This is a genomic window from Methanobrevibacter thaueri (assembly GCF_003111625.1).
GTDB lineage: Archaea > Methanobacteriota > Methanobacteria > Methanobacteriales > Methanobacteriaceae > Methanocatella > Methanocatella thaueri.
On the sequence record NZ_MZGS01000016.1, the window covers coordinates 152,417 to 178,069 of the forward strand.

23 protein-coding genes are annotated in these 25,653 nt (G+C 39.1%); 17 read left to right on the forward strand and 6 right to left on the reverse strand.

Annotated features, from left to right (window positions below; all coding sequences use genetic code 11):
- Nucleotides 1-109: 109 nt before the first annotated feature.
- Nucleotides 110-1,639, forward strand: coding sequence for a cobyric acid synthase CobQ (cobQ, locus tag MBBTH_RS02775; protein ID WP_116591523.1), 1,530 nt, complete (start codon nt 110-112; stop codon nt 1,637-1,639).
- 5 nt (nt 1,640-1,644) lie between these two features.
- Here cobQ and MBBTH_RS02780 read toward each other — a convergent pair whose 3' ends face one another.
- Nucleotides 1,645-2,685, reverse strand: coding sequence for an aldo/keto reductase (locus tag MBBTH_RS02780; protein ID WP_116591524.1), 1,041 nt, complete (start codon nt 2,683-2,685; stop codon nt 1,645-1,647).
- Nucleotides 2,686-2,687: 2 nt separating this feature from the next.
- Nucleotides 2,688-3,428 carry a class I SAM-dependent methyltransferase gene (locus MBBTH_RS02785; protein ID WP_243409632.1) on the reverse strand — a complete coding sequence of 247 codons (741 nt, stop codon included), beginning with the start codon at nt 3,426-3,428 and terminating at the stop codon, nt 2,688-2,690.
- Between the two features lie 71 nt (nt 3,429-3,499).
- On the opposite strand from MBBTH_RS02785, the gene MBBTH_RS02790 reads away from it, so the two are divergent.
- Nucleotides 3,500-3,742, forward strand: coding sequence for a hypothetical protein (locus MBBTH_RS02790; RefSeq protein ID WP_116591525.1), 243 nt, complete (start codon nt 3,500-3,502; stop codon nt 3,740-3,742).
- A gap of 165 nt (nt 3,743-3,907) precedes the next feature.
- Here MBBTH_RS02790 and MBBTH_RS02795 read toward each other — a convergent pair whose 3' ends face one another.
- A complete protein-coding gene (locus MBBTH_RS02795) occupies nt 3,908-5,527 on the reverse strand; it encodes an ABC1 kinase family protein (RefSeq protein WP_116591526.1) in 1,620 nt (539 codons plus the stop codon).
- Between the two features lie 640 nt (nt 5,528-6,167).
- Here MBBTH_RS02795 and glnA point away from each other — a divergent pair.
- The 8 genes from glnA (at nt 6,168) to MBBTH_RS02835 (ending at nt 16,353) form a co-directional block, all read left to right on the forward strand.
- Nucleotides 6,168-7,505 carry a type I glutamate--ammonia ligase gene (gene glnA / locus MBBTH_RS02800; RefSeq protein ID WP_116591527.1) on the forward strand — a complete coding sequence of 446 codons (1,338 nt, stop codon included), beginning with the start codon at nt 6,168-6,170 and terminating at the stop codon, nt 7,503-7,505.
- A gap of 360 nt (nt 7,506-7,865) precedes the next feature.
- Complete coding sequence (locus tag MBBTH_RS02805; protein ID WP_116591528.1) at nt 7,866-8,783, forward strand: class II glutamine amidotransferase domain-containing protein; 918 nt, start codon at nt 7,866-7,868, stop codon at nt 8,781-8,783.
- Nucleotides 8,784-8,797: 14 nt separating this feature from the next.
- Complete coding sequence (locus MBBTH_RS02810; protein WP_116591529.1) at nt 8,798-9,451, forward strand: GltB/FmdC/FwdC-like GXGXG domain-containing protein; 654 nt, start codon at nt 8,798-8,800, stop codon at nt 9,449-9,451.
- 11 nt (nt 9,452-9,462) lie between these two features.
- Complete coding sequence (locus tag MBBTH_RS02815; protein ID WP_116591530.1) at nt 9,463-10,536, forward strand: Coenzyme F420 hydrogenase/dehydrogenase, beta subunit C-terminal domain; 1,074 nt, start codon at nt 9,463-9,465, stop codon at nt 10,534-10,536.
- Entirely contained in the window at nt 10,537-12,018 is a 1,482-nt protein-coding gene (locus MBBTH_RS02820) for a glutamate synthase-related protein (RefSeq protein ID WP_116591531.1), read from the forward strand.
- Nucleotides 12,019-12,041: 23 nt separating this feature from the next.
- On the forward strand, nt 12,042-14,687 hold the full coding sequence (locus MBBTH_RS02825) for a PEP/pyruvate-binding domain-containing protein (RefSeq protein ID WP_116591532.1): 2,646 nt from the start codon (nt 12,042-12,044) through the stop codon (nt 14,685-14,687).
- A gap of 584 nt (nt 14,688-15,271) precedes the next feature.
- Nucleotides 15,272-15,985 (forward strand): DUF4013 domain-containing protein, encoded by a 714-nt coding sequence (locus tag MBBTH_RS02830; protein ID WP_116591533.1) that lies wholly within the window; start codon nt 15,272-15,274, stop codon nt 15,983-15,985.
- A gap of 140 nt (nt 15,986-16,125) precedes the next feature.
- A complete protein-coding gene (locus MBBTH_RS02835; RefSeq protein ID WP_116591534.1) occupies nt 16,126-16,353 on the forward strand; it encodes a DUF6677 family protein in 228 nt (75 codons plus the stop codon).
- A gap of 68 nt (nt 16,354-16,421) precedes the next feature.
- On the opposite strand, the gene MBBTH_RS02840 is transcribed toward MBBTH_RS02835, so the two are convergent.
- Nucleotides 16,422-17,465, reverse strand: coding sequence for an acyltransferase (locus tag MBBTH_RS02840; RefSeq protein WP_116591535.1), 1,044 nt, complete (start codon nt 17,463-17,465; stop codon nt 16,422-16,424).
- 209 nt (nt 17,466-17,674) lie between these two features.
- Here MBBTH_RS02840 and MBBTH_RS02845 point away from each other — a divergent pair, with 209 nt between their 5' ends.
- The 6 genes from MBBTH_RS02845 to MBBTH_RS02870 all read left to right on the forward strand — a co-directional run bounded on the left by MBBTH_RS02845 (nt 17,675) and on the right by MBBTH_RS02870 (nt 24,530).
- Nucleotides 17,675-19,366, forward strand: a complete 1,692-nt coding sequence (locus MBBTH_RS02845) for an ATP-grasp domain-containing protein (RefSeq protein ID WP_165814011.1) — start codon at nt 17,675-17,677, stop codon at nt 19,364-19,366.
- A gap of 19 nt (nt 19,367-19,385) precedes the next feature.
- Entirely contained in the window at nt 19,386-21,113 is a 1,728-nt protein-coding gene (locus MBBTH_RS02850; protein WP_116591537.1) for an MATE family efflux transporter, read from the forward strand.
- Nucleotides 21,114-21,208: 95 nt separating this feature from the next.
- A complete protein-coding gene (locus tag MBBTH_RS02855; protein WP_116591538.1) occupies nt 21,209-21,697 on the forward strand; it encodes a CDP-alcohol phosphatidyltransferase family protein in 489 nt (162 codons plus the stop codon).
- Nucleotides 21,698-21,727: 30 nt separating this feature from the next.
- A complete protein-coding gene (locus MBBTH_RS02860) occupies nt 21,728-22,285 on the forward strand; it encodes a hypothetical protein (RefSeq protein WP_116591539.1) in 558 nt (185 codons plus the stop codon).
- A complete protein-coding gene (locus tag MBBTH_RS02865; RefSeq protein WP_116591540.1) occupies nt 22,279-23,865 on the forward strand; it encodes an FAD-binding protein in 1,587 nt (528 codons plus the stop codon). Before MBBTH_RS02860 ends, MBBTH_RS02865 begins: the two co-directional genes overlap by 7 nt.
- Nucleotides 23,862-24,530 carry a succinate dehydrogenase/fumarate reductase iron-sulfur subunit gene (locus MBBTH_RS02870; RefSeq protein ID WP_116591541.1) on the forward strand — a complete coding sequence of 223 codons (669 nt, stop codon included), beginning with the start codon at nt 23,862-23,864 and terminating at the stop codon, nt 24,528-24,530. The genes MBBTH_RS02865 and MBBTH_RS02870 overlap by 4 nt, the downstream gene beginning before the upstream one ends.
- Before the next feature lie 31 nt (nt 24,531-24,561).
- Here the strand turns inward: MBBTH_RS02870 and MBBTH_RS02875 are convergent, their stop codons facing one another.
- The gene (locus MBBTH_RS02875) at nt 24,562-24,987 is read right to left on the reverse strand and encodes a hypothetical protein (RefSeq protein ID WP_116591542.1); all 426 of its coding nucleotides are present in this window, start codon (nt 24,985-24,987) and stop codon (nt 24,562-24,564) included.
- Between the two features lie 29 nt (nt 24,988-25,016).
- The gene (locus tag MBBTH_RS02880) at nt 25,017-25,241 is read right to left on the reverse strand and encodes a DUF6677 family protein (RefSeq protein WP_116591543.1); all 225 of its coding nucleotides are present in this window, start codon (nt 25,239-25,241) and stop codon (nt 25,017-25,019) included.
- Between the two features lie 155 nt (nt 25,242-25,396).
- Here MBBTH_RS02880 and MBBTH_RS02885 point away from each other — a divergent pair, with 155 nt between their 5' ends.
- Nucleotides 25,397-25,618: a hypothetical protein gene (locus MBBTH_RS02885; protein WP_116591544.1), complete on the forward strand. Its 222-nt coding sequence runs from the start codon at nt 25,397-25,399 to the stop codon at nt 25,616-25,618.
- The last annotated feature ends 35 nt before the right edge of the window (nt 25,619-25,653 follow it).

Here is a 25,653-nt window from a genome sequence, read left to right on the forward strand (position 1 = left end):
TTTCAAATCAGTTTTTATAAACCCCGGATATATTCAAATCATACCTCAAATGAGATTAATTTAATCTCATTTTTAAATTATTTATAGCATTAGCACAATAACTTTATACATGACACACTGTATCATGGTTCAAGGAACATCATCAAATGCCGGAAAAAGTATGCTAGTGGCTGCATTATGCAGAATTTACAAGACAAGGGGATATAAGGTAGCTCCATTCAAATCTCAGAACATGTCACTGAACTCATACACCACAAAGGAAAACGGTGAAATTGGAATAGCCCAAATGCTGCAGGCAGAAGCGGCGATGATTGAACCAAGCATACACATGAATCCAGTTTTGCTCAAACCAAAGGGAGATTTCACATCAAATGTAATCATCCAGGGAAAATCAATTGGAGACATGAACTTCTATGACTATCAGCACAAGTACCACGATACAGCATTCAACGCCATCAAAGAAAGCTTCAAGATACTGTCCGAAGAGTATGATGTCATTATCATTGAAGGGGCAGGATCTCCTGCCGAAATCAACATGCGTGACCAGGACATTGCAAACATGGAAATCGCACACCTTGCAGATGCGAATGTCATCCTAATAGCTGACATTGAAATGGGAGGGGTGTTTGCGGCAATAGCCGGAACATACGTATTGCTTGACGATTATGACCGTTCACGCCTGAAGGCAACAGTAATCAACAAGTTCAGGGGAAATCTCGATATCCTAAAACCTGGACTTGACAGAATTGAAGAGATTACCGGAGAACCAGTATTGGGAGTACTGCCTTATGACGAGACATTGAAGCTTCCGGAAGAGGATTCAGCATCACTGACCACACATGTCTTTGCAGAGGACAAGGACCTGACCATAGGAGTCATCAGATTGCCTAAAATAGCCAACTTCACAGACATCGACCCATTCGAATACGAAAGCGATGTTGCGCTTAAGATGATTGGCGTCAATGATGAGATAGGTGATGTCGATGCGATAATCATTCCGGGAACCCGTAACTCAACCGAAGACATGTTTGCATTGCGTGAAAGCGGTCTTGCAGAGAGAATCATTGAAAAATCAGCTGAAATTCCTATTGTCGGAATCTGCGGAGGACTGCAAATCCTCGGTAACGTGATTCATGATGAGGACAAGCGCGAATCCAAGCATGGTACAATTGAGGGATTGGGTCTTTTGGACATCGAATCCAGCTTTTCAAGGGAAGGCAAAATCGTGACACAATCTACAGCAACAGTTCCTGATGACTTGGACGGCATTGCAGGTGAAATCTTCAAAGACATCGTCGGAGAGGAAGTTACAGGTTATGAGATACACGAAGGAACCAGCGAGCTTCTAAACTCAACACCACTTCTGAATATCCTCAAGGGCCAGGGAAATAACGATGACGGCAAGATCGATGGTGCAAGCAATGGTAACGCATTTGCTACATACTTCCACGGAATTTTCCACAACTATAACTTCAGAAGGGAATTCCTAAACTATATCCGGGTTAAAAAGGGCCTTGATGCCAAATACGGTGAAGACCCATATGAAACCCAAAAGGATTACTCCCTAAACAGACTGGCTGAAATAGTCAAGGAGCATCTTGACATGGATGTCATCGACAAGCTCTTATTTGATGAATAATCAGTCTAAATCTTGTTTTTAGTGTGTTTCGCCCACACTTTTTCATTATCATTTGCTGAGGCCTTATTGTCGGCCATTACACCAACCAGGTCATGGGCAACATAGGGTTCCTCAAGATAGATGATGTCATCTGAGGACAGTTTCAATTCAACTGAGTTGACGGCACCTTCAACATGATGCATTTTAGTGGCTCCGACGATTGGGGATGTCACTTTTGTCAACAGCCATGCAAGGGACACTTCAGTCATTGAAACGCCGTAATTTTGTGCCAGTTCATCCACCCTTTTTATGATTTCCATATCCTGGGCCTCTGTTGACTGGTATTTCAGTTTTGCATAGAAATCTTCCTTCATCCTTTTGGAATCCTCACCCTGAAGTCTTGACAGCCTTCCTGATGCTAGGGCGCTGTATGGTGTTGTTGCAATATTGTCGGCAGCGCATAACGGAATCATCTCACGCTCCTCTTCCCTAAAAATCAGATTATAATGGCCTTGAATTGATACGAACTTTGCAAATCCCTCACTTTCGGCCATGGCATTAGCCTTTGCAAGCTGCCATGCAAAACAGTTGGATATGCCTATGTATTTTACCTTTCCTTCCTCAATTACCTCATTTAATCCTTCAAGAATGTCATATAATGGGGTGTTGTAGTCCCACATGTGATAGATATACAAATCGATGTAGTCCATGTCCAAATTCTCAAGGCTTTTGTTGACGAAGTTGTGGATATGCTCCTGTCCGGAGACATTGTTTGCGATTTCCTCCTCTGAACGTGGCAGGAACTTTGTCGCAACGACCACATCCTCCCTTGCGGCATTCTCACGGATTGCCTTTCCAACGTATTGCTCTGAGGTTCCGTTCTGATATCCTATGGCAGTATCGTAGAAGTTTATTCCATTCTCAAGTCCATTTTTAATTATCTCTATTGATTCCTTTTCAGGCAGTGTCCATGTATGCATTCCGTTCTGCGGATCTCCAAATCCCATACAGCCCATACATACACGACTTACATTCAAATTAGAGTTTCCAAGTTTTGTATATTTCATAATCAACACCATTTCATGACATAAAACACATAGCTATAATCATCGCTGTTTCTTCTGTAGGTTTCAATTTCCTTTTTAATCTGCTTTGAAAATGCCCCTGCTGACTTGTCGCTACTTAAGGAGTTCAAATTCCTTTCCAATTTCTTGTGATAGTCAATCCACTCCTCTTTAGGTACAACCACATAGTCAACGAATTCAAAACCCAATTTAGAAATTTGCGAAATCTTATTTTCAATGGTATCTATTTCAGAATAGATGTCTTTCCAGAACTTTCTGCTTTCGGAAGAAGGCCTTCCAATCCATGTGATGTCCGATACAACCATGTATCCGTTTGGCTTCAGCAATCTCCTCCACTGCGTTAAACCCTTTTTGAATCCGATAATGTCTATTGCCGCTTCACAAAACACGATGTCAAACTCCTCATTTGCAAAATCCGGGTCGTTCATGTCCATGGCATGACTGAAAACCCTGTCGGAAAGGTTGTTTTCAATGATCCTTTCATCCAATTTGTCCACATAATGTCTGAATAAGTCAAATCCCTCAACGGTTGAATTTTCAAAGTGATTTGCAAGCAGTATTGTTGATGTGCCAACTCCACAGGCAATATCTAAAATATTTAATTCAGATTGAGTGTCAAAATCAACTTTATCTAATGCCTTGAGAGTCGTTTCATCGCTGCCGGGAGATAACCTATCCAAATCCTTGTAGGCTAAATAGAAATATAATGGCACTTCCATATTCATTAGATTTAAACCGTATCATTTAAAAACTTTAATGAATATATTTATTATTATCAACACATGGAGATTGAAAAATGATAATTGATGTAAAAGCAACTAATAAAAATACTGGCGAAGTAATTTCATACAAATTAGAAGGTGAACAACATGCAGCTTTCACTTACGAAGGCACCCACATGCAAGAAGTGGCTGACAACAAAATCAGAGAAGTCAACAACATTTTAATTTTACGTGATTCACCTATCTACACCATGAGAGCAGGTGAAACTAAAACCGTTGAAAACATGACCTTCATTATTGAAGTTACAGCAGCTTAAGTCTGCTTTACTCTTTTTTTATTTTTTATATTTTTATCTAAAACATCACATCTGTTTTTTATTGATTAAACTCAGCAATGGAAAAAAACCGGTTTTGAAGCTGAACTCTGAAATAATTAAAAAAAAAATAGTGATTGAAGTTCATTTTGAACTTCATATCTGAAATTATCTGGAATATAAGTAATTAATTATGCCTATTACTCCCAAAATCAGTGTTATGATATAACCTACTACGGAAATCAACGGCATGTCAAACAGCATAGGTCCCCTTGTCACTGTCATGACCAATGAGGAGCTTATTAAAAGGGCAGCGATTATCACTACAAGCGAGAATTTGCTAACGATTCTATCGAGGCTGTCAAGCTCGAACCTTATGCTCATGTCACCGTTTTCAATCTTGTGAATGGAATTTGCAAGAAGAGGCAATAAGGACTTGAGCATGTTTTTATAGTATAATATGCTACCTTTCTTATCGCTGAGAAGGCTTTTGAGATCTGTTCTGTTTTTGACTTCTATTGTTGCAATCGGTTCGATGGATGCCATCATGTCGACATTTGGATCCAAATTGCTTGAAACGGATTCAATCATTGATAATGAACGGGCCATTGTAGCGAATTCATTAGGTAGAATTATTCCGTAATCTTGCATGAGTGAAAGCAATTTGTCAAATATGTCATTCAAACCACCTACATCATCATTAAGATACCTGAAGAATAGGTCACGAAGGTCACGTTTCAGGTCTGTAGTGTCCATGGTGTAATCCACAACGCCCATATAAATGAATTGGTTAATTACACCTTTGACGTCCTTGTCTCCAACAAGCATCAGCAGGTCGCAAAGTTCCTTTCTGAAGTCATCGTCAAGAATGCCGACTGTACCCAAATCGATGTAACATAAGACATTGTCGTCCAAAACAAACATGTTTCCCGCATGAGGGTCATCATGGAAAAATCCGTCAAGCAATAGCTGTTTCATGAAAGAGTCAAGCACACGTTTTGCTAGGAGCGGCTTGTCGAATTCATCACTGTCGCTTTCGATAACGTCCTGCATTTTTGTTCCTTCAACGAATTCCATTGTAAGGACCTTTGAGGTACAATATTCAGGATATGCAATTGGAATGTGGATTGTTTCGTCATCTGCAAAATTTCTCTCCAGTTGCTTCATATTGATCAATTCATTGATATAATCAATTTCGATGTGGATTGAATGGTCAAATGCGTCCATTATTCCAGGTAAATTGAATTTCCTGAGCTCATCGTTTTTGTGAAGTTTTCCCGCAAGGTTCTTCATGATGATTAAATCAGTGTCAATGGTATCTGCAATGCCAGCTTTTTGAATTTTAACTGCAACCTTTTCCCCTGTAGGCAATTTTGCCATATGCACTTGACCTATTGAAGCTGTTGCAAGGCTTTCCTCAGAAAATTCCGCGAACAAATCCTCAATGTTTCCATTAAGTTCACTTTCGATTGTGCTTTTGACTTCCTCATATGAGACAGGCGGATTGTCATCCTGCAGCTTTTCAAATTCTGTGGCTATCTTCTCCCCCACCATATCCGGTCTTGTGCTCAATAGCTGACCTAACTTAATGAAAGATGTTCCAAGCTCCTGAAACATTAGCCTTAAGTTTACAGGAAGCTCATCATCCAATAGGATGCTGTATTCCTCTTCCTCTTTGGAAGGAAAGATTTTGCTCTTTATGCTTCTATTGATGAACTTTCCAAATCCGTACTTGATTAACGCAGAATTTATCTCCTTTCCACGTTGTCTCTTTTTCTTATCTGCCATGTTTATCACGTTTAATAGTTTATTAAAAATAAATTAGTTATAAATAAACATATCAATATTCAACTTTTTAGGAGGATATTTCATTTTTGTTTATTACACCAATTTTTAATACCCATTTTTAATATAAATCATTATCTTTTTAGAATAATGTCTATTAATTATATTATAAAAAATTGCTATTTAAAAATTATGATTTATAATTCATTTTTTCATTTATTGTGCTTTAAACTTAACAGACAACAACATTTAATGAAAAAAAATAAAATTTGCAATATAAAATTAAACAATTAAAAAAATATTAAAAAAAATAAAAGAGATTATCGCAAAAAAAATATGAATAATAATTATATTCTTTAATTTTTGTTGATATTCACCACCATACCCAGACTGTGAAGGATTCTTGATGAGAAATAAATCAACACTGCAATAACTGAACGCATCTGTCTACACAACAAAAACTTCATTTTTAAGTTTAAATTTTTTGGCAAAACACAAACATTTATATATTATTTTATAAATATGTAGTATCGGAAGGAAACTTCCTTCCGACTATGATTTCATAAAATTCATTTAGTAAAAAATGGTTTTCCACCTTCCATTTTTCAAACTAAATGAGCAATATACAAAAAGATGTGAGAAAATGTCAGAAAAAGATAAAAAACTAGACCAAATCATAAAAACAATCGAAGCAAACGATATAAAATTTTTGAAATTAGAACTTGCAGATATACATGGATTGCCAAAAAGCATGGCCGTGCCACTTAAGAAGGCGGACGACGTTGAAGACATTGTAAACGACGGATTATTGTTTGACGGATCCTCAATTGCAGGATTAGCTTCAATCAATGACAGTGACCTTCTTGCAAAACCGGACATCGACACATTCTCAACAATTCCATGGAGGCCTGAAGTTAAAGGTACTAGTAGATTCATCTGTGATATTTTCACCACTGAAGGAAAACCATATGACGGTGACCCAAGGGGAGTGCTTAAAAAATCATTACAGTTAGCTGAAAAAAGAGGATACCAGTTCAATATGGGTCCTGAACCTGAATTCTTCATCATAACAAAAGACGAGAACGGAAACTACATCCCTGCGGATGAAGCTGAATACTTCGATGTCGAGCCTCTCGACCAAGGTACAGACATCAGAAGGGAAATCGTGTTAGGATTGGAGAAACTTGACTTCAATGTGGAAGTAAGCCACCACGAAGTGGCAGCAGGACAGCATGAGGTAGACTTTAAATATGCAGATGCTTTAAAAACAGCTGACGCTGTAATAACTTTCAAAGAAGCGGTCAAAGCATTAGTCAATAAATTAGGATTCAAAGCAACTTTCATGCCAAAACCTTTCCTAGGAATCAACGGAAGCGGTATGCACTGTAACCAAAGTCTCTTTAAAGATGGGAAAAACATTTTCTATGACCCGGATACCGAAACCCAAATATCCCAAGAAGCACTGTACTTCATCGGAGGGTTATTGAAACACGCTCCAGCTTTATCAGCAATACTATCCCCAACAGTTAACTCTTACAAACGTTTAGTGCCAGGTTACGAGGCACCATGTTACATAGCTTACGGATTCAAAAACAGATCAACACTCTTAAGAATCCCTGCATCCCGTGGATTAGGTACAAGAATCGAATGCAGATCAGCCGACCCATCATGTAACCCATATCTAGCATTTGCAGTGCTGCTCGAAGCAGGTTTGGATGGTATGGACAATAAGATTGACCCTGGTGAACCTACTGAGGATAACCTGTTCGCATATTCCGAAGAGGAAATTGCAGCAAAAGGAATCAACAATTTACCGACAAGCTTATGGGAAGCATACCATTCATTAGAAGAGGACGATGTAGTCAAAAATGCCCTTGGTGAAAAAGTATTCAATCAGTTCTACAACATCAAAAGGGCAGAATGGGACTCTTACAGGATACAGGTCTTCGATTATGAAAGGGATGAATACCTGAACGTGTAGAATCATTACTCTTATTGGCGGCCAAACTTGAAATCCCTTCTAAAATGGCTGCCAATCATTTTTAAATTTTTGGAGGTTTTAAAAATTAAAAGAAATGCAGAAGATCAATGAATACAAGTATATTAAAGTTAAATAGTTTTTGAAAATTTATACTTATTACTTAAAGGCATATGGTAATTTTAGGATATTATTCAAGGCATATGATAACTGAAATTTATGATTATTACTATTAAAGGCATATGGTAATTCTAAAAGATTATTAAAGGCATATGAAAATAAAACTAAATCTGATCCATTTACTGGAATTTATTTTAACTTGAGATACGTGTATTCACCGATTATTTTTTTGGAGGAAGACATATGTGTGGAATAGCAGGTGTAATATACAAAGATAAAAAATCCCACCCCGTGGGAAAAGCGCTGACATCAATGTTAGAGTCACTGCAACACAGGGGTCCGGATTCAGCAGGATATGCAATCTACGGCAGTTTGGATTATCCTGAAAACTATTATCAACTAAACATTGAAGTGCAAAGAAGAAAAGGTACCTTAGAGAACTTAAAATCACTCTTAACCCAATTCAGTCCAATTTTCGAAGAGCAACTAATCGAGTCTGTCGGCAGCTCAGACGTATACAAATGCAAAATAGCATTGGACGAGTATTCCCTCTTAAAACCTTGCATAAGGGAAATAGACGAACTGGAAAACGTTAGGGTCATCAACGGTTCACATTCATTTGAAATGATAAAGGATACCGGGAAAGTGAAGGAAATTGCGGAAAGGTTTGATGTACCAAGCAGGATGGGAACACATGGTATAGGACACACCCGTTTTGCAACAGAAAGCGGTGTGGACCGCTATCATGCACACCCTTATCAAAGCTACATCATACCTGACATTACCGTGGTGCACAATGGACAAATCACCAACTACTGGAAAATCAGAGACCCTCTCGAGAGAAAAGGACACACCTTCGAGTCATTCAACGATACCGAGTGCATCGTTCACTATATGGCAGACAAACTCAATCAGGGATATAAACTCGAAGAGGCATTGGATCAGGCCGTCATTGACCTTGACGGTCCGTTCTCAATATTGGTGGGAACACCAAACGGAATAGGCATTGCAAAGGACAAGCTCGGTCTCAGGCCGGGAGTGATGGCTGAAACCGATGAGATTTTCGCAATAGCTTCAGAGGAAATGGCATTGCATGATGTTATAGATTCCGACCAGATAGAACAGATCGCCCCAGGGGAAACAAGGGCTTACACCATTTAATAGGGGGTTTATCTATGAAAGAATATGTTATTGATGCAAAAAATATGGATGAAAAGGAATTGAACCGCACCATAAAGGAACAGGCGGTTTTACATGATAAACTCATTATCAACAACCCCGAATCCAAGCACAACATCTGTGCGGGCCTGACTGAAGATGTGGATATCCAAATCAACGGTTCTGCAGGATATTTTGTCGGAACAATGGTTAACGGACCAAGAATACACATCAACGGAAACGCAGGATGGTTCGCCGGAGACAACATGACAAAAGGAGAACTTGTCATTGAAGGAACTGCCGGCGACGGTGCAGGACAGGGAATCTACGGCGGAACTGTGATAGTAAAAGGAAGCACAGGCTCAAGAACTGGAGAAATCATGAAAGGCGGAACCGTGATAATCGGCGGAAACAGCGGATTCATGACAGGACTGCTCATGATGGGAGGCAAACTCATTATCCTGGGCGATGTGACCGATGATGTCGGCGAATCAATCATGAGAGGAACAATCTATGTTCTTGGAGATGTGAAAAGCCTTGGAAAGAACGCCGTTATGGAAAAGACCTCCCTTGAAGATCAAAAAGAGCTGAAGGAAATATTGAGCAAATACGATTTCGAACTAACTGATATAGACTATACCAACTTTAAAAAAATTGTTAATATACAATAGGAGCTAATAAAATGAGCGAACGTAGAATAGCCATGGTTGGAACACCATGCGAGATTATGGCAGCATCAAAACTGCAACATTATACAGATAGCCCTATTGATGTTAAACTGGGCTTATTTTGTATGGAAAACTTCTCATACAAATACTTTGTAAATCTCTTGAAGGAATATGACCTGAAAATGGATGATATCGAGAAATTCCAAATAGAGAAAGGATACGTATTCCTATTATTGAAAACCAAAGAAACAGTTAAAATTCCTTTATCCGTAGCTAAAAGGATTATCAGGAAAAACTGCAACATATGTGTTGAATTGACCTCAGAAACCTCCGACATTTCAATTGGTTCAATTGGATCTGAAGAGGGATGGTCAACATTGATAATCAGAACCGAAAAAGGTGAGGAAATAGTAAAAGGAGCGATAAAACAGAAATTTATCGAAGCCAAGGAACTTACAGAATCACAATTCAAATTACTGAATGGCATTGCACATGGAAAAATAAACAGGAATCTTGAAACAATCGAAAGAAGGGAATTTTTGGCAAGGCCTGTGCTATACCAGAGAAACAAGTCAGACGACTCAATCAACAAGGAGATTTCAGAGGCCAATTTCCTGGATTTAAAATCAAATGTTGTCGATATTGGAGCATGCGTGCTCTGTGGAGCTTGCGAGTACGTCTGTCCGGACAATCTGATAAAAATCGATGACACAAAACCTATAATGAAAGGAGAATGTCCTGAAGATTGCCATGCATGCTTTGCAGTCTGTCCTAGGACCTATTCACCTGAAGACTTACGAAATGACAATTCAAAAGCAATTGGTGACTTCATTAAAGTGTTAACCGTCAAATCACTGAAACATACTCAAGGTCAGGACGGTTCAATAGTCACAACATTGCTGGACTATCTATTGACCAATGATATTGTGACAGACGCACTTATTGTTGACAAGCAGGATCATCTGGCCTGGAAACCTTATGCAAAATTGACAAATGCAATTGACGAGGTTGTCAAATCCGGAGGGACAAAATATTCCGTCTGTCCTGTGTTCAAACCACTGAACGATGTGGAAGAGGAGGTGCATTAAATGTCATTCACTGTTGAGAGAAAAATAGAAATCTGTAAACAGAACAATAACAGGCCCGGCTGCTGCTGGTATCTGTGTGACAACCCTAAACAGTCCTCCTGTAAGAACTGTTACAGCTGCTATTCAAACTGCCCTCACGACGTATATGAGGTAATCAACGATGAGCCACTCCCAATCCATCAGGAAAACTGTGTAGGTTGTAAAATCTGTGAGGAAATGTGTCCTACACATGCAATATACGTCAGACCTCTTGCTGATGAGGGTAGGGGAATCTGGTCAAATTCAACAATGGTTGAAATCAAACGTAAAAGCCAGACCGGAGCATATAAGGTGCGAGGTTGCGGATTGACAAGAAGAATCCCTACATTTGATGACTTAAGCATATTGCCTGCACAGGTGTCAAGACCTCCAATAGACTCATACAGGGAATCATGCAAAACATCAGTTGTGCTTGGTGACAGGTTTGCGGAAAATCCGATTGAGATAGACACTCCTATCATGATTGGGGCAATGTCCTTTGGTGCATTGAGTAAGGAGGCAAAAATAGCTTTGGCCATAGGAAGCAGCAAAGTAGGCACCATAACCAATACCGGTGAAGGCGGAATGCTTCCTGAAGAAAGGCATTATGCCGACAAGTTAATCGCCCAATACGCATCTGGCCGTTTTGGAGTATCTGCCAGCTATTTAAACAATGCAGAAGCGGTCGAAATAAAAATAGGTCAGGGTGCTAAATCCGGTATGGGAGGGCATTTGCTTGCCCATAAGGTAACCGCTGAAGTGGCAAGGGTCCGTAACATTCCTGAAGGAACTTCTGCATTAAGTCCGGCAAGGCACATGGACATTGTAGGACCTGAGGATTTGGGTATGAAAATCAATCAACTGAGGGAAATCACCGACTGGAAGATACCGATTATTGTTAAATTCGCATCAGGTAGAGTTGAACAGGACGTCAAGATTGCCGCTAAGGCCGGTGCCGACATAATCGTGGTCGACGGTATGCAGGGAGGAACCGGTGCAGGACCTGAGGCCGTTACAGAGCATGCTGGAATTCCTACAATCGAGGCAATAGTGAAAGCTGACGACGCCCTGAAAGACATCAACCTAAGAAGTGAGGTCAGCCTTGTGGCCGCTGGAGGAATAAGATCCGGTGCGGATGTTGCAAAGGCAATAGCCTTAGGTGCAGATGCCGTATATATCGCCACATCAGCATTGATTTCCATTGGATGTAAAGTATGTCAAACCTGTTCTGAAGGCATCTGTCCAAAAGGAATCGCAACCCAGGAAAGAGTCCTCAGAAGAAGGCTCGACCCTATAAGAAAAGGCCAGCAAGTTGCAAACTACATAGAGGCAATGACTCAGGAAGTAACCGCATTAACACAGCAGGCGGGAAATACTGATGTGGAAAAACTTGAACGTCAAGATTTAGTTGCATTAACCATGGAGGCATCACAGCTAACCGGTGTGCCGATGGTAAGGAGTTAAAATAAATATTAGGAGACATTATTATGGCTGCATTCGAAAGAGCAAAATCCGGAATTCCAGGGCTTGACAAGGCTCTGGACAACATTCGTTTGGGGGACAATGTTGTATGGAACGTCACAAACCTGTATGAATTCTCTTATTTTGTCGAACCATATATAAAACAGGCCAAAGAGGACAACAGGAACCTGATATACATACGCTTTGCCAATCACCCTCCTTTGATAGACATGACAGAAGAGGATTTCAGATTGCTTGAGATTGAACAGGAAAATCCCGACACCGAGTTCGCGATGATAGAGCGTGACGGGATTAAGATATATCTTGTGAACCCGTACAACCAGTTTGAAACCTTCACCCTGGAAGTTCACAGGATTATAGAGAAGGAAGGATTTGACGCGTTCTATGTCTTTGACTGCCTAAGCGACCTTCAGGCTGTCTGGTCAACAGATTTGATGATGGGCAATTTCTTTAAGGTCACCTGTCCGTTTCTCTTTCAGCTGGACACCATAGCGTATTTCCCAATCATTCGCGGAAGACATTCATATGATGCAATAGCCAAGATTCGTGAAACAACACAGCTGTTCCTGAACGTTTACTCAAGTTCTCCAGAAGAGGTTTACGTCTCTCCATTGAAGGTGTGGAACAGGTATTCCCAAACAATGTTTTTGGGACATAAGTTCAACCCGATAACAGGCACCGTGAAAGTCCTTCAGGATGGCCAGGAGGTCAGCAAATACTACAAGACCATCAACGATTCCGACAAGCATCAGAGCGGACAAATTCTGGACAGCTGGGAAAGGTATATGCTTCAGGTCAGAATGAATTATAAAGAAGGCAAAAACGTCGATGACGAGTGCGACAAGATTTGTGAGCTTATGATGACAAAAGATGAAAGGATGCTTTCCAAGATTAAGGAATACTTCACTTTTGAAGATTATATCACAATCTATGATCGTCGTGTAGGAAGCGGACTGGTTGGTGGTAAGACATGCGGAATGTTGCTTGCAAGAAAGATTATTGAAAAGGAATGTCCCGACATTTACAATAACCTTTTTGAACCTGACGACTCATTCTATATCGGTTCCGATTTATTTTACACTTACATCGTTTCAAATGACCTATGGGACCTTAGAGTAAAGCAAAGAACTCCTGAAGGATATTACAAGTACGGCAAGGAGCTGGAGGAGGCACTTAAAACAGGTACCTTTTCGGATGAAATCAAAAAGGCATTCATTAACATCCTGGACTACTTCGGACAAAACCCAATCATTGTCAGGTCAAGTAGTTTTCTTGAGGACGGATATGGCAATGCGTTTGCAGGGAAATACGAATCAGTCTTCTGTGTGAACAGGGGAAGTCTCGAGGAACGTTTGGCCGCATTTGAGGAAGCCGTTAAGATAGTCTATTCAAGTACAATGAACATCTCAGCTTTGGAATACAGGAAACTGAACGGCTTGGATGACACCGATGAGCAGATGGCACTACTGGTTCAAAGGGTTTCAGGTTCCTATTATGGAGATTACCTCTTCCCGACCGCAGCGGGCGTGGGTTTCTCACACAGCCCATATTCACCGCTCCCCGATATGGACAACAGCAAGGGAATGTTAAGGCTTGTAATGGGCCTCGGTACAAAGGCCGTTGACAGGACCAAAAAGGATTATCCGAGAATCATCAACCTGGACAAGCCTGAAGTGACCCTGACAAAGAGTATAAAGGAAAAACACCGGTATTCCCAGCATTACCTTGACGTCATTGACCTTAAAAACATTAGTCTGCATGACGTTCCGGTCGATGAGGGGCTTGAGGTGATTCCTAGGTATGCGAAAAGGGTTCTTGTCGAGCATGACCGTGAAGCAGAAAGAATGTTTCGTGACCGTGGACAACGCCGTGAGATCGTGTTCGTGAACTGTGAAGGAATTGTTAAGAATCATGAATTCATTGAAACAATGAAAAATATCTTGAATACCTTGGAAACAGCATACGACTATCCTGTGGATATCGAATACACAGTCAATGTTGGAGAGGACAATTCGTTTAACATAAACCTCTTGCAATGCCGTCCTCTTCAGGTTTCAACAAATAACGAAGCCATTGAAATGCCTGAGGACAAAAACGTCTTCTTCCACATCAAAGAGTCCTCAATGGGAATGTCAAGAAAAATCAAGATAGACACAATCTGCTATGTTGACCCACACAAATACTATGAATATCCATATGCTAAAAAAAGCTCAATATCAAGGATAATCAGTGATGTGAACACCTACTGCAAGAACAATGACAAAACATCCATTCTAATTGTTCCGGGAAGGATAGGAACATCATCTCCTGAATTGGGAATTCCTGTCGTGTTTGCAGACATCAGCCATTTCTCCGCAATTCTTGAGGAAGCATATAGTGAAGTCGGATATATGCCCGAACTGTCCTTCGGAAGCCACATGTTCCAGGACCTTGTGGAAGCGGAAATATACTACGGGGCATTGTTTGAAAACGAGAAAAAGATAGAATTCAACAAGGACATGATTTTCGATTATCCGAATGCTCTGAAAGATATCAATCCTAACCTGGACGACGAGATATATAGAATGGTGCAGGTCATTGACTTTGATAAGGAAAAAGCGGAATTATATCATGACATGAATAAAGATGAAACAATGTGCATTTTCAAATAATTAGGCATTTAATTAGTTTAGGGCAGGCGGGTGGGACATATGCCTTTTTATTTGTAGAAATCTTTTAACACCAAAGATTTCGAAAAATGTATGACAAAATTGATGTGATCAATGACCCTATTCTAGCTCATTAAGAATAGGGTTGTTTTTCACATTCCTTTTTTTAAACATCCACTTTTTTAATTGCAAATAATTTTATCCAAACATTTTACTTATTGTTTAATTCAATAGAACCTTAATTATTTTACACATCATTAACATTACTACATAATCCGAAAGCATCTATTGCAAATACTTAAAGATCATATTAAATTCAATTACCTTCAACCTTTCCAGCTACATGAACTGCCATAAAAAGAGAATCCTCTTCAATTTCCTATTCAACATATGCAAATTATCATGTCTTATTCTAAGAGGGTTCCGAGGAATAATTAACCAATTGTTTTGAATTTGATGCCACTAATAATTCAATTGTCCAAAAATGAAAGCCACATTTTACTTAAAAACTTTAATATTTAAATATTAGTATTTATATAAAGTAACTTATCTTTAAAGATATAATTATTAAATTTAGAGGTGAAAAAATGGATATAGGAGAAATAATTTCAGACGCAATCGTCTATCCTTTTAATAACATTAAAGCTTTAATCATTTACATGATTATTGGAATTGTTTGTGGACTTTTAGGTGGAGCAAGCCTCATGGGTGTGCTTTTAGCAGCACAAGGAAATAACGTTCTTGCCGCTGGAGGATTAGGATTTATCGGAATATTAATCTTAATCATTGGTGGATTATTAATTTCCGGATACGGTTTAGACATTGTAAAATTCGGTATCGAAAGAAGGGACGACGCTCCTGGAATCGACATTGTAAGACAAGTTTTAAACGCAATTAAAGTATTTATTGTTGGCTTTGTTTACTACATTATCCCAGCAATTATTGGATGGTTATTATCTACATTATTAGGTAAAGGTATTTTAACCACTATCATTATTTTCATAATTACAGTCGTATTTGCATTTGCTGAATTCATGGCGATCTGTAGATTAGCTAAATATGACAGTTTAGGAGAAGCTTTAGCAATCGGCGAAGCTATTGGTGATGTATCAAAAGTAGGTATGTTAAAAGTTCTCGCTACCATTATTGCAGTGTTCATCATTGCATTAATCATTGCTATAGTTATAGGAGTTATTATGCAATATAATAATCTCATTGGTGGAGTATTATTTGGTGTATTTGGAGTCTACCTAGCATTCTTCTATAACAGAGCAGTTGGATTATTATACTCTCAAGTATAAATAATCCCATTTTTTCTTTTTTTATTTATTTTTTGTGAAAATTTTTTTACAATTGACAAACCTGATTAAATTTTTTTGACAATTTTTAAATAGCAAGTAGTTCATATATTAATTTAATCATATGTTGGAGGAAATTATTTATGGCAAACAAATATCTTGCAGCAATTCTATCTTTTTTAATTCCAGGATTAGGACAGGCCTATGTGGGAGATATTAAAAAGGGTATTGTTTATTTCATTATCGCTGTAGTTACCGTAGGAATCATAGGCATATTCTTTGTTGATTCTGTTTTGAATCATTTTTATTACATCATTAATGTCCTAATTGATATCTATGCAGCTTATGACGCTTATTTAATGGCCAAATAGATCCTTAAAACAATTAGGTTTTAATAATAATCTTTTTTTAAAAAATAAGAAATGAGATAAATGTATGATTATCTCATGTATAAAATAAATTTACCAAACCTTGGAATTCTATAAATAATTACTACAGCAATGTAACTGAATATTATTAATAAAATCCATAGGATTATAGCTTTAACAGGTTCTGTGAAAGGCAATTGAACGACAATTGGCAGTAACGGCAATCTGAATAGGTTATGCACTAAAAACACTGCAAATGAGTATTTAGCTAAAAATGACACAATCGGATATGCCCTAACCTTGCCCATTCTGGAACACAGCTCAAACAATGCGAATGATCCTGTTAAAACAAATGGGAATTCATACCATAACTGGAAGTTATATCCTTTTGTAAATGCATAATACTGGAAGAATAAACAAATCATGAATGAAATAAGGGCTATCAATCCCAATTTTATGCTATCATAATGTTTAAATTGGCCTTTTTTAACCAAATATCCGAGAATGATGTAAATACCGTAGACACCACCACTGAATCCGAGACAATATTGAACAGCCACGTTTGGAATGCCGTGCATATCAAACATCAAAGTGATGAATGGCAGCAGGAATGCCAAAAGCGAGAAAACGACTGTCGCCTGCCAGATAGTGTCAGAGTCGAATTTTTCAAGAGCCTCAGAAACAAAAGGCATTGAAAGGTACATTCCAATAATCATTGGCATATACCACATGTGACTGAAGAAGAGGGTTCCTGCCTCTCCAAAATTAACACTCACATATTTAACTGCGATAACTTGCAGACTGATTGCATAAATCACTGCCCACAATACAGTGACAATGATTAAACCCTTACAGTTCTTCTGCCAAAACTTCCGGACACGCTCATCATCATAGGACCTATCAAGCAACAGATAACCTGTAATCATTAAAAAGAATGGGACCCCAATACGGCCTATAAAGAGAGATGCGAAATTAAATACCCTTGAAAATACTGTATAATTCAATATCGCATCGGATGAAATAATATAGATTCCATCAGTTGCATGAATGTATAAAACAGTCAGGATTGCTATTGCCCGTACAAGATCAATCCACTCAACTCTATTTTTGCCCATTGATTATTTTCTCCGATAGTTTATGATTAAACTATATTTTTCATATATAATAATTTTTACTAATAAAAAAAGCATTATTTCTTGAACTTCAAAAACACGAATACTTTCTTGGTCTACCCTAAAAATTACTCTATAACAATAATTTAATTATGGTTGAAAAATTAAAATTACAATATAGTTTGATTCATAGTAGTTATTGGAGGACAAATATGAGAAACATTATAGTTGTGGAATGCATCTCAACTGGAAAGAACTTTATAGGGGACATAATTAACAGGGGGTATAACCCTGTTGTATTGGATTTGAAGAATTCTGACACAGAGGACGGAAGGAAATACGCAAAACACGTTGAGGAAGAGTATAAATTAATTCCTCATGAATTCGACATGATTTATGAAAAGGACACCTTTGAGGAAACCGTTGAAGAGGTTAAAAAGTTCAATCCTCTTCTGATTGTTCCTGGAAATGAACGGGGGGTTGTCTTGGCAACCAGACTGTCCAATGAATTAGGCCTTTTAGGCAATTCAGTTGAAAATCTCGATGCAATGACATTGAAAAATGAAATGCACAATAGATTAGCTGAAAGAGGACTTCGTTCAATAAGGGGAAAAGTTGTTCATTCCCTGGACGAGGCATTGGAATTTTATGACAGCGAAAACTTAAGCGAAGTTGTCTTAAAGCCAACATACAGCGCAGGTTCGGCGGGAGTGCGTATCTGCCTCAATCGGGAGGAAATGGCCAATTCCATTAAACAACTATTCGAGCATGTTAACTATTATGGCGATAAAATAGAGGAACTTCTGATTCAGGAACGTATAAACGGAATTGAATATATCGTCAATACCGTAAGCCATAAGGGCAAGCATAGGGTCACTTTAGTTTGGAAATACAACAAGATCAGAACATCAGAAGGGGCAATTGTTTATGATTCCTGTGAAACTGTGAATGAATTGGGCCTTGGTGAAGCGGAAATGATTGAATACGCTTATAAAGTTGCCGATGCATTGGAAATCCAATACGGTCCTGTTCATGGTGAATACATGCTTGATGAAAATGGTCCGGTTTTAATTGAAGTCAACTGCCGCCCATGTGGCGGAGGCATGCCATCAGAGTTTTTAGACAGAATTTCCGGCCAGCATGAAACAGACAGCATTCTGGATTCCTATTTGAAGCCGGAAGCCTTCCATGACAAATTATATGAAAAATATAAATTATACGCCCATGGTACATTAAAATTCTTCATCACACCAAAAAACATGATGGTCCGCTCATCGCCGATAGTCAACATTGACAAAAAGCTAAAGGCATTTTATAGCAGCAGCATGATTAATTCAACCTATCAGGACATGTTTTTCAAGAAAACCGAAGACCTGAACACCGCTGCGGGATATGTCTTTTTAGTTAATGAAGACAAGTCTGCCGTGGACCATGATTTAAACTTCTTAAGGTCTGTTGAAAGAAATGCATTTTCAATAATTCTGAGTGATGATGACGATTATCCTGAATTAAAAGATGATGATGAATATTTAAGTGACATACTGCCTATCATCAATGAAATTGAAAAACACGGAACAGGGCTTTTTGTAACCGACCAGCATGCAGACGGAATCGCCACGTTCCAAATCAGGCATGATGAAATCAATGATGTGAAAGGCAATTTTGATTTCATTATCATTAACTTAAACAGGAGTTTGATTGATAAAAACGAGGCCGAAAAGGTAAGGATAATTTTAGATGCCATTTTAAATGTTAAGAAGGGCGGTTTTATCTTTGTTCCGGAAAACACATATCAGCTAATGTCAAGTGGCCGAAAAGGTATTGAAGCTTTGATAAAAGTTCTAGACTACACAATAGAGCTTCCGCCATATACAGTCCGTGACATGATAATCGCCTCAAGATGAATGACAGACAGTGAGTGAAATGCCATACGAAAGAAGATATAACCTGTTAAACTCAAAGTTCAAGGAACTGTTCTTTCCGACATTGCTTGCTGCAATAGCCGGAAACTTTGCAATTCTAGCGGATGCATTCATAATAAGTATGCTTTTAGGCCCAATGAACCTATCGGTCATTCAGAGCATACAGCCATTGGCCCAATTTATCAATATGATCTACTGGCTGATTGGATTTGGGGGCACAATACTTGCAACCAGCTCGAAGGCAAACTTTGAAGATAAGAAGGCCAATTACATATTCACCCTTTCGATTGTTAGCATAATTGTGATATCCCTATTGATTATGGTGTTGGGACTATTGTTTCCGGATAGCTTACTTCAGGCGTTATGCAATTCCAATCAGTTAAAACCGTTGGTTTACGAGTATTTGAAATTCTATCTTTTGGCAATACCGTTCATCTGCTTTTTTGTCGTTCTGGCATACTTCATCAAAACAGACAATTTTGTTCAACTGCAATTTAGAGGATTTCTCATAGCCAATGTATTGAACGTGATATTAGATGTGCTCCTTATAAACTACTTCAACATGGGAATTGCCGGTGCCGCATTGGCCATGGCGTTTGGATATCTCATCGCATCAGTCTACATTTCCACATACTTCTTCAGCTCAAGACGCACATTAAAACTTATAAAGCTTGAATTTACCAAATCAATGCGATATCTGGTAGACATATGCAAAACAGGATTTTCTTCATCTTCAATAGCCCTTTACCAATCACTGAAACTGATTATAATTAATTTCATCATACTTGGAGTCTTGGCTAATGTGGGATTGGTTGCTTTCAATATGTGTTGCAATGCCCAACTATTGGTGAGCATATTCATTTTCGGTACCTCCCAATCACTCTTGCCTATCATAACCGTTTACTACCAGGAAAGTGACTATAACGGCGTGGAGTATGTTGCAAGAAGGTCCCTGAAGATTGCAATCGCCTTTGGAATATTTTTCACATTGCTATTTACACTATTCCCACAGACATTATTGTACCTATTCTCCGTAAGCGACCCGTCACATCTCCCTATTGTGATGAATGCAGTCAGGATTTTCTCATTGTCCATTCTGGCATATTCCATAAACTTCCTCTACATATTCTATCTTCAATCAATACAGGACAACAAATTGGCAAATGTCGTCACACTGCTGAACGGATTGATATTCCCTGTGGCATTCGTTTTCATATTTTCCATCATCTGGAATGAAAATGGAATCTGGTTCGGTTTTGTGGTCTCAGAAATAGCGACACTGGCATTCATTTACCTATACTCAAGATACGTCAACAAAAAGAGCAATGGGGAATGCACCGGATTATTCATGAAGAAGCATCACCCTGAAGATGAGAAGATACTTGAATATACTATAAAGGCAAATCAAAATGATGCGGTGAACCTTTCCAGAGAAGTTCAGGAATTCCTATCCGATGAGAACGGGTCAGTTTTCATTAGCCTGGCAATCGAGGAAATTCTCATCTATATCCTGGAGATAAACGACAAATTGGATTGGATTGATGTGATAATCAGGGACAACGATGAGTTTGCAGTCATTTCAATAAAGCATGCAGGAATCGGATATAATCCTGAGGAAAATCCGGATTTGGATTCCGACAACATCAATATGCTCCTTAGCATTTCAGACAACATTGAGCATTCCGAGATATTGGGTTTGAACAATACGGTGATTACGATTAAAAAGTAATGATGCGGCGTTTCTGCATCAGTTAAATTGAACTGCATTAAACGGTGAAATGAGAATATTGCATGATTTTTGAAAAAAAATATGATTCGATTTAAATGAACAAGCTTGTAATTAACTGCATAACATCATTAAGGATATTGCTTGGATTTTTGTTTCTATTATGTGTTCTGCTTGACTTAAACGTTGCTTATTTAGCCATAATATTCATATTGACTGCAATTACGGATGTGGGCGACGGATGGCTATCCAGAAAATACGGTCTTGCATCAGATGCCGGTGCAAGGTTTGACGTGATTTGCGATTTCATCTTCATAATGATTTCCACATTTGCACTTGTCCTAAGAGGCCTTATTCCCGCATGGTTCCTATTAATCATTATCCTGAAACTGGTCGAATTCTTTAAGACCAGTGACGAATCCCTTGTCTATGAAAAATTCGGCCATTTTGTTGCTTTGATGTTTTACGCATTCCCGATAGTCGCCGTCCTATTGAATGACCCTCTCATAGTTTTGATATTGGCCATTTTCATCACGATTTGTGCATTGATATCCTCATTGAGTAGAATTCATAGAAAATTTTATTAATTTTTCAGAATATACATATTCACTGATTATATGATATCCCTTAGAAAAATAAACACATTACTGATTATCGTCATTGCGGTGATGCTTTTAACCCATGCATTGCTATCCCTATTGTATTTGTACGGCGCCATAAGCTATTCCCCTGATTTTCAAATAACAGGAAGGCACCTGTTTTATCCTGTGGTTGCCCATATAATCATAAGCATGTACCTTTACTTCAAGGACAAGTCCAGAGGCGTGAACAGGTATCCTAAGTTGAACTCCGACACAAGGCAGCAGATGATTTCAGGAATCATGATAGTGATTTTCGCAAGCCTGCACATATTGGGATACTCATTCAATCCGCTGGGCGAGCCAAGCACTTTCAATATTAGCCTATATCATTTTATAGTGGACACCATGCTGTTTGTTTCAATAGCTCTGCATCTGAGGGTTTCAATTCCTAAATTCATGATATCCTTCGGATTTCTTGAGGAAAAGGATGCACATCTGAATTTTAAACGAAAGGTGAATTGGGCAGTTGCAATCATTTTGATTATTCTGATTCTCGGTGAGGTGGTGTATTACGTTGGAGGTGCACTATGGTAGAAATCATCGTTGTTGGAGCGGGCCTTGCAGGATTGGCCGCATCAATAAGGGCATGTGACAATGGAGCAAATGTTTCAATGATATCCCCTGATTATTCCGAACGCTCACAGTCTGTAATGGCTATGGGCGGAATAAATGCAGCATTGAATACAAAAGGGGAGGACGACTCGCCAAGCCAGCATTTCACAGATACCATGAATGGAGGATGTGAAATAAATAACGAAAAGGCCGTGAAAAGGCTGACGGATGACGCTCCTCAAATCATCAATTGGCTTGAAAGGATGGGAACAAGCTTTTCCCGTGACGCCAACGGAAATGTCGACATGAGAAACTTCGGAGGCCAAAAGAAAAAACGAACGGTCTATGCCGAATCCAAAACTGGCAAGCAGATTGTCTCAGCCCTAGTAAGCGCATGCCGCAAAAGAGAATCCAAAGGCAAAATCAAGCGTTTTGTAGGGTACAGATTCCTGTCATTGATTTTTACCGATGAGGACGAATGCTGCGGCGTTAACTGCATACATGAGGACACAGAGGAAATCAAATCATTCATTGGCGATGCCGTTATCATAGCTACCGGAGGATACAATTCAGTCTTTGGAAAGATACTCGGATCCACACAGAACGACGGATTCACCACCGCAAAACTCTTCACACAGGGAGTCAGGCTGGCGAACCTTGAAATGGTCCAGTATCACCCGACATCAGTCAACACCCCTCAAAAGAGAATGCTGATAACTGAAGCTGCACGTGGCGAAGGGGGAAGGCTGTTTGTAATGAAAGACGGCAAGCCATGGTATTTCATGAAGGACTTCTATCCGGAGCTTGCAGACCTGATGCCGAGGGATGTCGTTTCAAGAAGCATATTTAAAGTCTCAGACGGCGGCAAAAAGGACGTTTTCCTTGACCTGACCCCTTTGGATGAGCATACAGTCAAGGTCAAGCTGGATGAGGTGTATGAAATCTGTCAGAGCTATCTGAACATTAATCCTATGGAAACTCCTATTCCGATATTTCCTGCAGTCCATTACTTCATGGGAGGAATCCAGACCGATGAAAACCATAAGACAAACATAAAGGGACTATATGCAGCGGGAGAATGCTCATGCCAGTATCACGGCGCAAACAGGCTGGGCGGAAATTCCCTGTTGGGAGCTGTCCATGGAGGATGGATTTCCGCAGAGAATGCCGTTTTGGAAAAGCCAACAGGAAATGTCCTCAATAATATCAACGATGAGTTGGAATCATTCAAATCCCATAATCCAAAGGACAAGCCATTATCTGACACATTAAGCGAAATTTCACAAATCATGAATGAGGCAATGGGAATCTACAGGAATGAGGACGGCTTGAGGGCCGCACTGGACAGGCTGGAGAATCTGGATACAGAGGTAAATGCAAAATATTATGATTATCTTAAAGTCAAACTGCTTGTTGTGCTTTCAAAGGCCAGCATCTTATCGGCACTGGCCAGAAAGGAATCAAGGGGAGCCCATCAGAGGCTTGATTATCCCGAAAGCGACGACAACTATAAAAAATCAATCTGCGCAATGTATGAGGATGGGGAGATAGTGATCAAATGAAGGTAATGATTAAAATTGACGGAGAGCTTCAGACATTCGACTACGACGGCGACATAAACATATCCGTCATCACCCTGCTTGAAAGGTGGGGCCGTCCAATCGAATATTCCTGCAGCTGCCTTCAGGGAATCTGCGGTGCATGTGCAATGGTCATCAATTCAGAGCCTAAACTCGCATGCAAAACATTTCTAAATGAGGAAAAGACAGTCATTGAAAACAGCGAGATTACCATCGAGCCCCTTTCCAAGTTTCCGCTAATCAAAGACTTGAAAGTCGACAGGTCAATCCTTTTTGATGCGATGGAGGACTGCGAGCTATGGCTGGAAAGCGATTCAACATACCATCCGAAGGATTTGGATTTTGAATATGAAATGTCATTGTGCCTGATGTGCGGATGCTGCACAGAGGTTTGTCCAAATTACAAACTGGGAGATTTCGTAGGGGCCCCGGTTGCGGTTTCTGCATCCAAACTGGTCAATCAGGAAAGTGACAAGGATCACTTGAAAAGCCTGAAAAAGAACTATAAAAAAAGGTTTTTCTCACATTGCGTCAAGTCGACTTCCTGTGAGGACGTCTGTCCGATGGGAATACCAACCCAAAGGGCGATTTCAAAAATGAACAGGAAATCCGTATGGAGAATTTGGCAATTGTTGAATCGTGATTAAAAAAAATAGTTAAACAGCATTTGAAATGCTGTTAGGAAGCCTTATCAATCTTTATTGGCTTGAACTTGTTTACATCGTTGAACTCCTCGAGATATTTGAGACAGTCTTTGGTTTTGCTTTTGTCGTCATCATCAAATGAAGAGTCAATGATATACTGGTCACCATCTATTTTGATAATCTCCAAGGCGCCTGCTTTTTCCTTGAATGTGTCCACATATTCAGCATATGTGCCGTTAATGATTTTCACTTGACGGTCATCGCTATTCTCGAAATAGTCATCATGATCGATGAATGCACTGTAGCTGTGCATATCCATTTCAAAATCCCCCTTGGTAAATGTTACGGGATTCCTTTCAAAGCCGATAGGCGCATTATGGTCGGTTATGATATCCGCTGAGACAGCACCCATGAAAAATATCAGAAATATCAATGATACGAAGATGATTTTAAATTTCATGGTTTCACCTCATAATTGAAAAGTTTTAGTTATCCCTGAGCCAATTTGTAGGCCTCATAAGCCACGGCCAGGGAATAGACTGTATCCACCACAAGAGATATAATCAGATAGATTCCATCTGAAAAATAACCTATGGAATAGAATACTGCAGTAACTATAAGGAACATTATTCCTCTTGGTATGGCTCCCGCATAGATCTGCCCCAATCCCGGAAGCAGAAATGAAGCTATTGCCGCAATAATTGGATTTGCCATTTTTTTCCTCCTCAAAAATTTTTCAAATATATTTCTGTAAAAAATATTTTATATATTTATCACCCATATTTCAACGGAAAATGGAATGTTTTTTGCACAAAGTATAAATTTAGGTATAACTAAATATTATATAAAAACATATTGAGGTGATTAATTTGGTAGATAGCGATGCAGTAACCAATGGAATTTTTTCATTTTTCATTCCTGGATTAGGTCAGGCAATTGAAGGATATAAAGTCAGAGGAGTTATTCTGTTCATAATTGCTGTTGCAATATCCGCAACATTCATCTATTTCCACTTGAATCAAACAATGCATTATATTGTATCTATAGTCTACGGCCTTATTGCAGGATATGACGCATATAGATTATATTAATTTGAGTATTCAATACTCAAAACTTTTTTTTTGAT

Excerpts from the sequence above, each read along its gene's own strand:
- MBBTH_RS02805 (WP_116591528.1), top strand. The coding sequence starts at position 7,866 with ATGTGTGGAATAGCAGGTGTAATATACAAAGATAAAAAATCCCACCCC.
- MBBTH_RS02870 (WP_116591541.1), top strand. The coding sequence starts at position 23,862 with ATGAAGGTAATGATTAAAATTGACGGAGAGCTTCAGACATTCGACTAC.
- MBBTH_RS02855 (WP_116591538.1), top strand. The coding sequence starts at position 21,209 with ATGAACAAGCTTGTAATTAACTGCATAACATCATTAAGGATATTGCTT.
- glnA (WP_116591527.1), top strand. The coding sequence starts at position 6,168 with ATGTCAGAAAAAGATAAAAAACTAGACCAAATCATAAAAACAATCGAA.
- cobQ (WP_116591523.1), top strand. The coding sequence starts at position 110 with ATGACACACTGTATCATGGTTCAAGGAACATCATCAAATGCCGGAAAA.
- MBBTH_RS02810 (WP_116591529.1), top strand. The coding sequence starts at position 8,798 with ATGAAAGAATATGTTATTGATGCAAAAAATATGGATGAAAAGGAATTG.
- MBBTH_RS02835 (WP_116591534.1), top strand. The coding sequence starts at position 16,126 with ATGGCAAACAAATATCTTGCAGCAATTCTATCTTTTTTAATTCCAGGA.
- MBBTH_RS02840 (WP_116591535.1), bottom strand. The coding sequence starts at position 17,465 with ATGGGCAAAAATAGAGTTGAGTGGATTGATCTTGTACGGGCAATAGCA.
- MBBTH_RS02790 (WP_116591525.1), top strand. The coding sequence starts at position 3,500 with ATGATAATTGATGTAAAAGCAACTAATAAAAATACTGGCGAAGTAATT.
- MBBTH_RS02850 (WP_116591537.1), top strand. The coding sequence starts at position 19,386 with ATGCCATACGAAAGAAGATATAACCTGTTAAACTCAAAGTTCAAGGAA.
- MBBTH_RS02875 (WP_116591542.1), bottom strand. The coding sequence starts at position 24,987 with ATGAAATTTAAAATCATCTTCGTATCATTGATATTTCTGATATTTTTC.
- MBBTH_RS02825 (WP_116591532.1), top strand. The coding sequence starts at position 12,042 with ATGGCTGCATTCGAAAGAGCAAAATCCGGAATTCCAGGGCTTGACAAG.
- MBBTH_RS02860 (WP_116591539.1), top strand. The coding sequence starts at position 21,728 with ATGATATCCCTTAGAAAAATAAACACATTACTGATTATCGTCATTGCG.
- MBBTH_RS02880 (WP_116591543.1), bottom strand. The coding sequence starts at position 25,241 with ATGGCAAATCCAATTATTGCGGCAATAGCTTCATTTCTGCTTCCGGGA.
- MBBTH_RS02780 (WP_116591524.1), bottom strand. The coding sequence starts at position 2,685 with ATGAAATATACAAAACTTGGAAACTCTAATTTGAATGTAAGTCGTGTA.
- MBBTH_RS02865 (WP_116591540.1), top strand. The coding sequence starts at position 22,279 with ATGGTAGAAATCATCGTTGTTGGAGCGGGCCTTGCAGGATTGGCCGCA.
- MBBTH_RS02820 (WP_116591531.1), top strand. The coding sequence starts at position 10,537 with ATGTCATTCACTGTTGAGAGAAAAATAGAAATCTGTAAACAGAACAAT.
- MBBTH_RS02795 (WP_116591526.1), bottom strand. The coding sequence starts at position 5,527 with ATGGCAGATAAGAAAAAGAGACAACGTGGAAAGGAGATAAATTCTGCG.
- MBBTH_RS02845 (WP_165814011.1), top strand. The coding sequence starts at position 17,675 with ATGAGAAACATTATAGTTGTGGAATGCATCTCAACTGGAAAGAACTTT.
- MBBTH_RS02830 (WP_116591533.1), top strand. The coding sequence starts at position 15,272 with ATGGATATAGGAGAAATAATTTCAGACGCAATCGTCTATCCTTTTAAT.
- MBBTH_RS02815 (WP_116591530.1), top strand. The coding sequence starts at position 9,463 with ATGAGCGAACGTAGAATAGCCATGGTTGGAACACCATGCGAGATTATG.
- MBBTH_RS02785 (WP_243409632.1), bottom strand. The coding sequence starts at position 3,428 with ATGAATATGGAAGTGCCATTATATTTCTATTTAGCCTACAAGGATTTG.